The sequence below is a fragment of the Flavobacterium sp. SOK18b genome, assembly GCF_014156605.1.
GTDB lineage: Bacteria > Bacteroidota > Bacteroidia > Flavobacteriales > Flavobacteriaceae > Flavobacterium > Flavobacterium tiangeerense.
Window position 1 is genome coordinate 1 of record NZ_QKNZ01000007.1, and the last position, 13,006, is coordinate 13,006.

A 13,006-nucleotide genomic window follows, 5' to 3' on the forward strand; every position below is an offset into this window, starting at 1 on the left:
ATATATTAGTTTCAAATCTATTTATTATGGAATAAATTTGGTTTTCATCAGAAAACTGGTTTCTGTCAATATTTATTTTTATTTTCTTTTTTAAATTTAAATCTCCAATTAACAAATCCAAAAACGATGAACCATAGTTATTCACAAATACTCCCTTTTGACAAATTGATACTTGACTTGTGGATCGATGATCATTGATTGAACGAAATAACTCGGAATCAAAATTATTTGTAGAGAATTGAAAAGTTTCGAGGTATTTTTTTCCAATAATTAAACCGCATGTTCCTTCAACATCTTCATCATCAATTTTGGAACTAACAATTTTTACACTGTCAATTATTTTTTTATTATGTAATTTTAATCGATCTTTTATCTCTTTTTCTGAGTCAATTTCGAAATTTTCATTCTCAATTAATGTTTTTGAAAAGTTATCATTTATTTCTATTGGTATTTCGATATGCTTGAAGATTTGACGTATATACTTTTCAATTACTGTTATATTTATTTTTTCTTCCAATTCTTTTTTTAGCGTCATCGTGATTGTGGTACCAGATTGAGTTCTCACAACTGTATCATAAAAGTGAAAGTAACTTTTTGGATCTTTATCAAACCTAAATTTTATGGCAGGACTATTTTTAGTTTTAGTTTCAATATCAATAAATTCACTTAATAGAAAATATGAAAATACGCCGACACCAAATTGACCAATTGCTTCAAATTTCGATTTGACTTTATCCTGTTCATAGAAACTGCTTGCAAGTCTTCCAAAAAAATTCTCGACTATGAATTCATCCATACCTGCGCCATTATCATCAACTGTAATTGTAGTTTGTGAGACACTTACAGTTATTAACGGAGAATACTCTTCCTTTAGAACTTTGCTCTTGTAACGACAAGAATCAATTGAGTTTTGAAGTGCTTCTCTCAAAGCAGTAAATTTATCGTGATAAAGATCTTCTCCAATGAATGCCGTTACAACGTTTTCTATATCAAATGAAAATTTTATACCTTTAGGATCGAATCCAATATAAATATATTTAACCTCAACTCTGGATAAATTTAGAGAATAATGCTTATTCTCTATGAAAGGAATTGATCTTATTACCTTTTGACAATAATTTATTACGTTTTGTATTTTTTCAAATTGCTCCTGCAGCGCGGCATAAATATTTTGATCAGAACATGAAACTTCAAAAATTACACGGTTAGTCAAATAATTTCTCTGTGAAGTTGCCATATGTTTCTTCCATTCACGAACACTTATTTCGTTATTTGGCATATAATATTTTTCCAAGATTCTGGGAATTCTTGAATTTGTAACATCAAGTTCATCTGCTATACGTAAAATTCCCGCCAAATATGGAAGACAAACGAATTCCTTACCGCTTTTAGGAAAATATTGAGGCTCGTAAACATCAAAATTCCCTAAATCAACTTTTCTATGTCCTTCGGCAACTATACCTATTGCTTTGGCGTACTTTATTGATGGAATCTTTAAAATTTCCCATTCATGCAAAATAAATTTATTACTAAGCTGGTGATGTATGTCTCTTAGAAATTCTTCTGTTGATAGATTAGGATGAGAATCTTTATAATCCAGAATCTCTTTTGATTCTGAAATTTCTTTAATTTTTTCCTCTGGAACACACATTCCTATATCATGTAACAAACAGGACATTGATAAAATATATGTCTCATCAGCGTTTAGATTTGTAATCTCTTCGTTAGATAGTAATTCGGATGCAATTTGAAAAACTTCTAAAGTATGATTAATAGAATGATCAGTATATGTTGGAAAATTAGCAGAATATTTTCCTAGCAATAAATTTACTTCTTGTTTTGTTTCCTCGAATTTTGAAAATAAACTACTGTCAAGGTTTTTTAAATGTTTTTCAAGTGTATTCATACTATTATTAAGTTGTCTTATTTGTGATTATTTTCTCTAAAGCTTGCATATAACTTGTTTATAGGTCATAAATAATCAGACATGTCACACCAAAACCGGGTTGACTTACCTGACAAACGTTATCTTTTTGCTTTTGCTAATCTATAATTAAAACACTACAAATAAAAATATTTTTATATAAATAATCTTACTCGTACTACGCCATCATTCCCTTTACAAAAACCTCTAGAAACTCTTTCATTTTTCGTATTAATCCGATAACCAATGTTTTCAACGTCTTTGATCTTTGAGATATTCTCATTAATGAATATTACTAGGAAGTTTAAAATAAAAAGTACTACCCAGTCCCAACTCACTTTCTACTCCAATAATTCCGTTTTGTGCTTCAATAAATTCTTTGCTAATGGCTAAACCGAGTCCTGTTCCAGATTTTTGGCTACCCGGAACTTGGAAATACTTATCAAAAATTTTAGTTTTATAACGGGTATCAATTCCTTTTCCCGTATCAATCACTTGAAAAACAACTTGATTGTTTTCATTTTTAAGTTTTACAATTATCGTACTGTTTTCTGTTGAATACGTAATTGCATTGGTTAAAAAATTAATCAAAACCCAAGCCGTTTTTTCACTATCCGCTTTTATATCCTGTAAATTTTGTTCCGTTTCGACAATTAATTCTATTTGCTTTTGTTCCGCTTGCACTTTTACGGCTTCGGTAGCGTAATTCATAATTTCATAGGGATTACTCTTTTCCATATTCAGCTTGATATTCCCGGTTTCTAACTGCGATAATTCTAACAGTTCTCCCGTAATTTTTAATAACCGCTGACTATCGTCTTTAATGCTTTCTATTAATTGCTTTTGATCTTCGTTAATGTTGCCTGTTTCTGCTTTTTCAAGCAATTGTAAACTTAATTTGATGGATGAAATTGGGGTTTTCAATTCGTGTGAAACGGTAGCAATAAAATTGGTTTTAGCAAAATCCAGTTCTTTAAAAACAGTAATGTTTCTTAAAATAATAACATTCCCAATATCAATAATTTGATCTTCTCCTGTGGGTTTAATGGTAATGTTTATGGTTTCTTTTTCGAAATAACTTTCTTTGCCATCAGCAAAAATTTTCATGGGAAGCGATTTCTGTTTTTCATCCGACAGATCTTTAATTATCAACGATTTCATCAAATCATTGGTCAGAGCAAGAGTTGTTACGAGTTTACCCATAACGTCCTCTGATTTTAAACCAATTATTTTCAAAGCCTCATCATTTGCAAATAAAATCAAACCCTGATTGTCTAACCCGATAATTGGGTCGTGCATGTTGTTGATTAAAGTTTCTAGTCTTTTCTTTTCAAATGACAGTTTATACAAATTACTATTATTGTATTCCTGCAGTTTTTCGGCCATGGTATTGAATGATTTGGCTAAATCTCCAAATTCATTGTGGTTCATAAAATGCACTCGTTGCGAATAGTTTTTATTGGCAATTTGCTTGATACTGTCCGTGAGTTCTTTTATTGGATTGGCGATATTGTTGGGCAAATTCACTAATAAATTGAACGCAATCAAAAAGCAAAGTGTTCCTGTTACTGCAATCCAAAAATTAGCGGTCTCTGCAGTGTGTTTTGCAATATCACTTTTTTCTTTTATCGCATTCATATTCAATTTCATAATCTTGAAAATGTCTTGACGGATTTGGCTTTTTAAGGTTTCATCGGTTCGATTTTCTTTCAATAAATCGAAATTTCTCTGCAAATTATAGGTCGCTTTGTCTTCGCCAGCCTCCGTAATATTGGCAATTTGTTTGGTAATATTGGTTTCAAAAATAATAATTGCCTTTTCTTCATTCCCATTAATTTCATCTAACGAAAGAAGCATATTACGCGAATATTCTAGCGTGTTATAATTGGCTTTCAGAATATTTTCAGTGTCTTTTTTTATCGAAAAAATATAAAATGCCGCTACTAATGAAAGTATGATTATCATTATAAAAAGCAAGCCAACACCCAGGTTTAATTTGGTTTTAATTTTCATTTTAAGATAGAATTATAAGATCAATATTAGAAGACGATAGGTTGTTCAACAATTTATTGAAAACAGTTGTCGATAAAATTACTTTAAATAAACTCAAATGCGGTTTCCCGATGCAAACAGTAGTAATTTGTTTTTGAGCGACCACCTCTAAAATAGCATCTGTAATATGAGTATTCTGAACTTTAATTACTTCGGCACCAAGTTGTGTAGCCAATTTAAAATTATTTATCAGATGCCGCTGTTTGTCGAGTGCAATTTTGTCGCTGCTTTCTTTGGGCGTTTCTACATACAAAACACACCATTTGCTGTTGTAATAACTCGCTAATCGGGCCGTTTTTCTTATGATTGTCTTAGCGATTTTGTCGTTACTACTGATACAAGCCAGCAATCTTTCATGTTTTACTGCAATGTTTTTGGGTACTTCACTTTCCACTTTCCGATTGACTTGACTCGCTACTTCCTTCAAGGCCAATTCCCGTAACTGCAAAATTTGATCGGCTTTAAAAAAATTATTCAGCGCCGTAGGGATTTTATCTGAAGTATAGATTTTACCTTCTTTCAAACGCGTAATCAACTCATCTGAGGTCAAATCAATATTCACCACCTCATCCGCTAATTTCAAAACACTGTCTGGGATGCGTTCCTGAACATCAATATTTGTAATGTTTTTTACGTCTGCATTTAAACTTTCTAAGTGCTGAATATTCACTGCCGAAATCACATTTATTCCCGCTTCCAAAATCTCCAGAACATCCTGCCAGCGTTTTTCATTTTTGCTTCCTTCTATATTGGTATGCGCTAGTTCATCTACAATAACCACTTCTGGACGCAAATTGATGATGGCTTGTAAATCCATTTCTTCAAGCAATTTCCCTTTGTAAAAAAGGGTTCGCCTGGGAATGACCGGTAAACCCTCTAGTAGTTCGTGTGTTTCTTTCCGATTGTGCGTTTCTATAAACCCAATCTTTACATCTATCCCGTTTTTCAACAGCGTATGTGCTTCCTGTAACATACGAAAAGTTTTGCCCACACCGGCACTCATACCGATGTAGACTTTAAACTTTCCTTTGCGTGATTTCTGAATTAAATCAAGAAAGTGTTTGACATTATTTTCTTTTTCGTTGTCCAATTTGGTTTTAGGATTTTAAATTTTAGAAAAAAAATTAAAAAGAAATAGCCAATGCTGTCGTTAAAAATACATTTTGATTGCTAGGATCAGTGTTTTTCAAAAAGATATCGTCTTTACTATTCAAAGTTCTTGCTTCTATTCTAAACATCACATTATCGGCAACTAAATAATCAAAATTTGTGGAGAATCCGTATGTTTTAAATCCGTTTGGTGATGCGGTTGCTATTATTACTCCTTTTTCATCGGCGTAATACTCCGCTCTTGCTGCCAATTGGATTTTAGTTGTCGGTTTGTATTGCGCCACTAGAATTGGTGAAAACCAAACATCATATTGGTCACTTTCTGTTGCTTTTTGTTGCGCTCCAGAATCAAAACCAGCTGTTAAACTTGTTTTTTCGGATACTTTAAATTGTCCGTAAAAATTATTGAAATAACGCCATTTTTTTACATTATCCGGTTGTTCATTCCCAACATACGTACTCCAGTTTAATGTGGTTTTGGCAGAAGGTCTATAGGTTACTTGTGTACCAAAAGCCGGAGTTTGGTTGCCATCAATTTTCTGGATGCGTTGCCAACCGTTTAAATACATAGCAGCCAAATACCATTTTTCATTTTTGGAAGTATATCCAATTTTCACACCCGCTTCATAATACGGCGAATTATCAGCCAAAATACTTCTAGTCAAAGTGGCGCAATCTTTACCAATAGCACTTTCAAAACCAATATGTGACGGCATAATTCCCGCATCAACCCACAGATTATGTTTCGACGAAATTTTCACACCCACATTCGCTTCATAAACATTTTTTAGTAAATCCTGTTCTGCTGCCAAATTGTATTGGGCATACGTTCCAGCCATTAAGGCAAAATTCCCGCGAACATTCTCTTTAGCATAATTTACCTTCGCCAATCCTAAATTTAAATTGACCTCGTTGTGCTTGTTATGACTGTAAATAAATCCAGGCCTTACATGATTGTCGGGTTTTCCAAAATCATAACTGTAGTACGATTCTACATAACCCGAAAACGTGAAAGGACTTTGTGTTTTTTCAGTTTCTTGCGCACTAACTGTTGTTATCCCAAAAGCTATTAAAGCGATACTTATTATATTTTTCATTTCTATTATTTTTAGAAGCTAATCCCGCTATCATTCCAATCTTTTGTCTCGCAAAAAAACGAGACAAAAGGATTTTCCCTTCTATCGGGGCTAGGGCATCTCGTTTTTAAAGACATTATTTTTTTAATTTGCCATTGACTTTGGTATTGAAATAAATCCTATTTCAATTCATCCAAAGCCACATTCAATTCTAGAACATTTACGGTTGCAGTTCCTATTACTGCTGGTGTATTGATTTTGGCTTGCACCAAAGCTTTTACTTTTTCTTCTGATAGCCTTCTCTCTTTCGCCACCCTTTTTACCTGAATCAAAGCTCCTTGCGGTGAAATATTAGGGTCTAACCCACTTCCCGAAGTCGTCACCATATCCGCAGGAATCTCTGATTTTTTAAGATAAGGATGCACGATTAAAAAAGTGTCTATTCTTTTTTGCACCAATGCTAAATAATCAGAATTACTCGGCCCTTTATTGCTTCCCCCACTTCCCGCCGCATTATAATCCACGACCGAAGGTCTTCCCCAAAAGTAGTTGGATTTATCGAATTTTTGCCCAATTTTTTGATAGCCCACCACTTTTCCGTTTACAGTAATTGTTTCTCCTTTTCCTTTATTGGGAGCCAATTGTGCTATTCCAAAAATTGCCATTGGGTAAATAACCGCTAACAATACCACCATAAATAAGGTGAATTTTAATATTGAAAATATATTTTTCATTTTTCTTTTGTTTTTTTTTATTCATCCCGACCTTCCCTGCACAAGCGACAGCGAACTGGCGAAGCAAAGGAGAGTGAGAAATTATGAAATTTTTTACTCTTAATTTCGTTTGTCAATTCATAAAATTCATTTTTCACAATCCTTTTATGGGGTTTAGGCTCCCTCTCCTTTGGAGAGGGCTGGGGTGAGGATTACATAAATAATGCTACAACCAAATCAATTATTTTAATTCCAATAAATGGGATGATCAAGCCACCAAGACCATAAATCAATAGGTTTCGCTTTAAAATAGCACTCGCACCGATCGGTTTATAATCAACTCCTTTTAGCGCAAGCGGAATCAATATTGGAATGATAATCGCATTGAAAATCACAGCTGATAAAATCGCACTTTCTGGACTGTGTAAGCCCATAATATTTAATCCTTCAAGAGCAGGAATTGCCGTGATGAAAAGCGCAGGAACAATAGCAAAATATTTAGCCACATCATTCGCAATAGAGAAAGTAGTAAGCGTTCCTCTGGTCATCAATAATTGTTTTCCTATTTCTATGATTTCGATTAACTTGGTGGGATCATTGTCTAGATCGACCATGTTTCCGGCTTCTTTAGCTGCTTGAGTTCCGCTATTCATGGCCACACCAACATTGGCTTGCGCCAAAGCAGGTGCATCATTAGTTCCATCACCCATCATCGCTACGAGCTTGCCTTGTTCTTGTTCGTTTTTGATGTAATTCATTTTATCCTCAGGTTTGGCTTCGGCAATAAAATCATCTACACCAGCAGCTTCGGCAATAAATTTGGCTGTCAACGGATTATCTCCGGTTACCATCACCGTTTTTACACCCATTTTTCTCAAACGTTCAAAACGTTCCTTCATTCCCGTTTTAATAATATCCTGCAATTCAATAACCCCTTGCACTTGAGCATTTTTTACTACCACCAATGGAGTTCCACCTTTTGATGAGATAGCAATCACTGCTTGTGCAATATCCTCGGGGAAAATTGTTCCCGCTTTCAATGCAATATTTTTTGCAGCATCCTGAGCACCTTTTCTAATATCGGTTCCGTCTTTTAAAACAACACCGCTGGTTCTGGTTTCGGCAGTAAATTTGATTAAAGTAGCACCTTCAATAGATAGTTTGTTTGCCACTTCAATTCCTGCCAGTTCCACAATACTTTTGCCTTCGGGCGTATCATCAGCCAGCGAACTCAAAACTGCAGATTTGACAAAATCGTCTTCCGAAATTCCTTTGGCAGCATAAAAACGAGTTGCTTTTCGGTTTCCAATGGTGATGGTTCCCGTTTTATCCAAAAGCAATACATCAATATCTCCGGCAGTTTCTACCGCTTTTCCTGATTTGGTAATTACATTAGCACGCAAAGCCCTATCCATTCCTGCAATTCCAATGGCAGATAACAAACCACCAATAGTTGTTGGAATCAAACAAACAAAAAGAGAGATGAAGGCAGCAATGGTTATCGGAGCATTGGCATAATCCGCAAACGGTTTCAAGGTCACGCAAACAATCACAAAGATTAATGTAAAGGCAGCCAACAAAATAGTTAACGCAATTTCATTAGGTGTTTTCTGGCGGCTTGCTCCTTCTACCAAAGCAATCATTTTATCCAAGAAACTTTCTCCTGGTTCGTTAGTTACGATAACTTTGATTTTGTCTGATAACACTTTAGTTCCGCCGGTAACTGATGATTTATCGCCACCCGCTTCCCGAATTACAGGAGCACTCTCTCCCGTAATGGCACTTTCATCTATAGTGGCCAATCCTTCGATAATTTCACCGTCGGTTGCAATTAAATCTCCTGCTTCACAAACAAAAACATCGCCTTTCTTTAATTCAGAAGAACTGATATTCTTAATTTCACCATTGGCTAAAACTTGTCTAGCCGGAGTTTCTTCACGTGTTTTTCTCAAACTATCCGCTTGTGCTTTTCCTCTGGCTTCGGCAATAGCCTCGGCAAAATTGGCAAACAAAAGCGTTGCTAATAAAATTAAAAATACTATGAAATTGTAAGTAAAACTGCCTTGGTCTTGTGCGCCAAATAAAATGGCAATACACACAGCAAGCATAATGGCAGTTCCAATTTCAACGGTGAACATGACCGGATTCTTGAACATTATTTTCGGGTTTAGCTTTACAAAAGACTGTACTAGCGCCTCTTTTACTTGCTTACTTTCGAATAATGAATTGGATTTATTGTTATTCATTTTTATTATTATTTTAATGTAAAGTACTCCGCTAAAGGTCCAAGGGCTAATGCTGGGAAGAAAGATAAGGCTGCAATAATGGCGATTACGGCAAAAACCATAACTCCAAAAATGGTCGTGTCTGTTTTTAAAGTTCCAGCACTTTCAGGAATATATTTTTTATTGGCCAACAATCCTGCGATAGCTAAAGGCCCAATGATAGGAAGGAAACGACTCAGTAACAACACAATTCCTGTAGTGATATTCCAAAAAGGATTGTTGTCGCCCAAACCTTCAAATCCAGAACCGTTGTTGGCTGCGCTCGAAGTATATTCATACAGCATTTCCGAAAATCCATGATGCCCGGGATTGTTCAGCCAGCCAGTGGCATTACCGCTAAACCAGTAGCCCATTGCAGTATCATTTGCAGCAAAATAAGATGCCAATGCGGTGCCTGACAATATCAATAAAGGGTGAAGAATGGCAATGAAAGCAGCAATTTTGACTTCTCGGGCTTCAATTTTCTTTCCTAAAAATTCAGGGGTTCGTCCCACCATTAATCCCGAAATAAAGACCGCTAAAATGATGAAAATATAAAAGTTCAAAAATCCTACTCCGCAACCACCATAAAAGGCGTTAACCATCATAGCCAATAATTGCATCGAACCAGAAACCGGCATCGAGCTGTCATGCATACTATTCACTGAGCCTGTAGAAATTACGGTCGTGGCAATACTCCAAAATCCAGAAATGGCGGGTCCAAAACGAACTTCTTTACCTTCCATCGCTCCCGTTTTTTGGGCAATTCCCATTTTTTCTATCGCTGGATTTCCGTTAAGCTCACTGATAACTGTTGGAATAACTAAAAGTAAAAATCCAATAGTCATCACCCCAAAAACGATATAGGATAATTTTCTTTTCTTTAGATAAAAACCCAAAGCAAAAATCATCGCAAACGGAATGATTAATTGTGCCCATAATTCAACCGCATTGGTAAAATAAGTAGGATTCTCTAATGGATGCGCCGAATTGGCACCAAAAAATCCTCCGCCATTGGTACCGATATGTTTAATACCAATAAATGCTGCTGCTGGTCCACGGGAAACTGATACTGAATCACCTTGTAAAGTGGTAATTGCATCTTTTCCTTCAAAAGTCATTGGTGTTCCGTTAAATAACAAAGCGATGGCAACAAGAGCAGAAAGAGGCAGTAAAATTCTAGTACAGCTTTTGATAAAATAGTTATAGAAGTTGCCCAATTTATCAGTGGTTCTTTCTTTCATTGCTGTAAAAACCATTGCTGCGGCTGCCATCCCGACGCCTGCAGAAACAAATTGGAGGAACATCAATACCATTTGTGATAAATAGGAAACCCCTGTTTCACCGGAGTAATGCTGTAAATTGCAATTTACCATAAACGAAATAGCGGTATTGAACGCCAAATCGGGGGTCATGTTTGGATTATTGTCAGGATTTAAAGGCATTGAACCTTGAAATAACAAAACAAAAAAGCAAAGAAAGAACCAAACCATATTCACGCTTAACAACGCTTTTAAATGCTGTTTCCAGTTCATTTCTTCGGTGGAATTAATTCCACTTATTTTGAAAATAAATTTCTCAATTGGATTGAAAATCGGGTCTAGTAATGTTTTATCTCCCGTAAAAACTTTAGCAATATATTTTCCAATAGGAATAGCCAAAACTATTGAGATGATAAAAATACTAATGACACCAAATAATTCTGTGTTCATAAAAAATAGTTTATTTAGTTAAAATTTTTCGGGCTTGATTAATACATAAATCAAATAGCCAAAAACAGCAAGTGCGACAATAAATAGTGCAGTCATAATTTAAATTTTTTCAAAAAATTCGACAGATTTAAAACAAATCGCAAACAACAAAACGGCTAATGCGAGTAAAAGGATTGTAATTATCATAATTGTAGATTATTGGATTATTGGACTTTTAGACAATTTAGTAGCCTCGTTATACTCCCGAAGCATTTATTTGCTTGATGTATTCCGCCTTCAAGGATTTTGGGAAAAGATCTGAAATAGTGCAATGGCGCATTTCCATAAAAGAAGAAACCGAAAAAAGATAGACATTGGAAATAGCAATTTTAGTTTCATTGCTTCCTGTTGCCAATAAGCGTTCAGCGAGTGCCAGAAATTTTTTTGCTCTAGAAATATTTCCGGTAATAATAGCAGTCTTGGTGATTTCGGCAAAGCGTTCTGCTTGTTTGTAAATCGTGGTGACTTGATTTTTCATATGTATTTAATATTTGTTTTTTTAAGGAATATGGTATCGCCATTCTTCGATTTTATTTCTAATTCGAATCATGGCGATTTCATAAGAATGATTTATTATGTTCTTCATCGCTTATGCCAAAATGCATTCCAAAATACCATAGCACACCTCAAAGCTTTGTCAATTAGGGTTTTGAAGTTTTTATGCCAAAAAAAAGCATAAAAAAAGCCTATCAAAATGATAGGCTTTTCTCAAAATAATATGATTTTAATGAATATTGTATTCGTCTAATTTTCTGTAAAGTGTGGCAATACCAATTTCGAGTAACCTCGCCGTTTCGGCTTTGTTGCCTTTTGTATAATTCAAAACTTTTTGAATGTGTAATTTTTCGACGCTTCCTATAGAAAAAGCGGAGACTATCTTGTTGTTTTTGGCAGTTTGATGTTGTATTTCGTAAGGCAGCAAATCTTGAGTTAAAATCTCGTTAGTAACCAAAATAACAGAACGTTCAATCACGTTTTTAAGTTCCCTTACATTTCCTGGCCAGTGGTACGTCTCTAGTTTATGAAGAAAATCAGCATCAATTTGAACTGTTTTTTTATTGGTTTTAGCCGAAAATTGAATTGCAAAACTTTGGGCTAATGGAGCTATATCCTTTACTCTTTCGCGCAAAGGTGGAATCTTAATCTCGAAAATATTTAGCCTAAAATATAGATCAGAACGAAAACGATGTGCTTCACTTTCTGCCTTCAAATCCCGATTTGTAGCTGCAATTAAACGAAAGTTAGATTTTTTTACAGTAGTTCCTCCAACCGGAATATATTCATTCGTTTCTAAAACACGAAGCAATTTAGCTTGCAAATCAATAGGCATTTCTCCTATTTCATCTAGGAACAAAGTCCCGCCATGCGCTTCTTCAATAAACCCTTTTTTATCTTTTAGTGCTCCCGTAAAAGCACCTTGCTTGTGTCCAAACAATTCACTTTCTAAAATTTCCTTACTGAAAGTACTGCAGTTCAAAGCCACAAAGGACTTCCCTACTCGATTGCTGTTTTCGTGAATGGCTTGTGCAAAAACTTCCTTTCCGGTTCCTGTTTCTCCTGTTAATAAGACTGTTGAATCTGTAACGGCTACTTTTTTTGCAAGTTCTATTATTTGCTGCAAAGCTTTTGATTTTCCAACTATAGTTTGGAATGAAAATTTATCTGAAATTCGTTTTTCGAGTATCACAACTTTGCGTTGTAATTCTGATTTTTCAAGAGCTTTATATAGCAGAGGTAGTATTCTGTCATTATCATCGCCTTTAACAATATAATCAAAAGCACCATTTTTCATAGCCTGTACACCATCGGAAATATTTCCAAAAGCTGTTAATAAGATCACCTCAACAACGGGAAAGGATTCTTTAATCTTGCTTACAAAATCTACACCATTTCCATCTGGAAGTTTAACATCACAGAGTACCACATCAATATCGTTGTGTTCTAATTTTTTAAACCCTGATTTCAAATCGGGAGCTTCAATGACATGAAAACCTTCTGATTTTACAATTCGAGCAAGCAATCCTCGAAGTTTTTCTTCATCATCAATTATGAGTATGTTTTTCAAAATAAGCTATCAATTAGACCACAAAAATACATTTTTTTGTAGGGGATTCAT

The 13,006-nt window shown here is 34.9% G+C and carries 10 protein-coding genes; all 10 read right to left on the reverse strand.

Annotated elements, in window-relative coordinates; translation table 11 throughout:
- Window positions 1-1,906: ATP-binding protein (locus DNC80_RS01450; protein ID WP_182648595.1), on the reverse strand; the 1,906-nt coding region annotated here is incomplete at its 3' end.
- A gap of 300 nt (window positions 1,907-2,206) precedes the next feature.
- Window positions 2,207-3,937: an ATP-binding protein gene (locus DNC80_RS01455; protein ID WP_182648597.1), complete on the reverse strand. Its 1,731-nt coding sequence runs from the start codon at window positions 3,935-3,937 to the stop codon at window positions 2,207-2,209.
- Window position 3,938: 1 nt separating this feature from the next.
- Window positions 3,939-5,066, reverse strand: coding sequence for a sensor protein KdpD (locus tag DNC80_RS01460; RefSeq protein ID WP_182648599.1), 1,128 nt, complete (start codon window positions 5,064-5,066; stop codon window positions 3,939-3,941).
- Window positions 5,067-5,100: 34 nt separating this feature from the next.
- A complete protein-coding gene (locus tag DNC80_RS01465; RefSeq protein ID WP_182648601.1) occupies window positions 5,101-6,183 on the reverse strand; it encodes a porin in 1,083 nt (360 codons plus the stop codon).
- Between the two features lie 158 nt (window positions 6,184-6,341).
- Complete coding sequence (locus DNC80_RS01470) at window positions 6,342-6,896, reverse strand: K(+)-transporting ATPase subunit C (protein WP_182648603.1); 555 nt, start codon at window positions 6,894-6,896, stop codon at window positions 6,342-6,344.
- Window positions 6,897-7,087: 191 nt separating this feature from the next.
- Window positions 7,088-9,121 carry a potassium-transporting ATPase subunit KdpB gene (gene kdpB / locus DNC80_RS01475; protein ID WP_182648605.1) on the reverse strand — a complete coding sequence of 678 codons (2,034 nt, stop codon included), beginning with the start codon at window positions 9,119-9,121 and terminating at the stop codon, window positions 7,088-7,090.
- A gap of 8 nt (window positions 9,122-9,129) precedes the next feature.
- Window positions 9,130-10,851: a potassium-transporting ATPase subunit KdpA gene (gene kdpA, locus DNC80_RS01480; RefSeq protein ID WP_182648607.1), complete on the reverse strand. Its 1,722-nt coding sequence runs from the start codon at window positions 10,849-10,851 to the stop codon at window positions 9,130-9,132.
- A gap of 18 nt (window positions 10,852-10,869) precedes the next feature.
- Window positions 10,870-10,947 carry a K(+)-transporting ATPase subunit F gene (kdpF, locus tag DNC80_RS01485; RefSeq protein WP_144889189.1) on the reverse strand — a complete coding sequence of 26 codons (78 nt, stop codon included), beginning with the start codon at window positions 10,945-10,947 and terminating at the stop codon, window positions 10,870-10,872.
- 139 nt (window positions 10,948-11,086) lie between these two features.
- The gene (locus DNC80_RS01490; RefSeq protein ID WP_182648609.1) at window positions 11,087-11,368 is read right to left on the reverse strand and encodes a hypothetical protein; all 282 of its coding nucleotides are present in this window, start codon (window positions 11,366-11,368) and stop codon (window positions 11,087-11,089) included.
- 246 nt (window positions 11,369-11,614) lie between these two features.
- Window positions 11,615-12,958, reverse strand: a complete 1,344-nt coding sequence (locus DNC80_RS01495) for a sigma-54 dependent transcriptional regulator (RefSeq protein ID WP_182648697.1) — start codon at window positions 12,956-12,958, stop codon at window positions 11,615-11,617.
- Window positions 12,959-13,006: the final 48 nt, after the last annotated feature.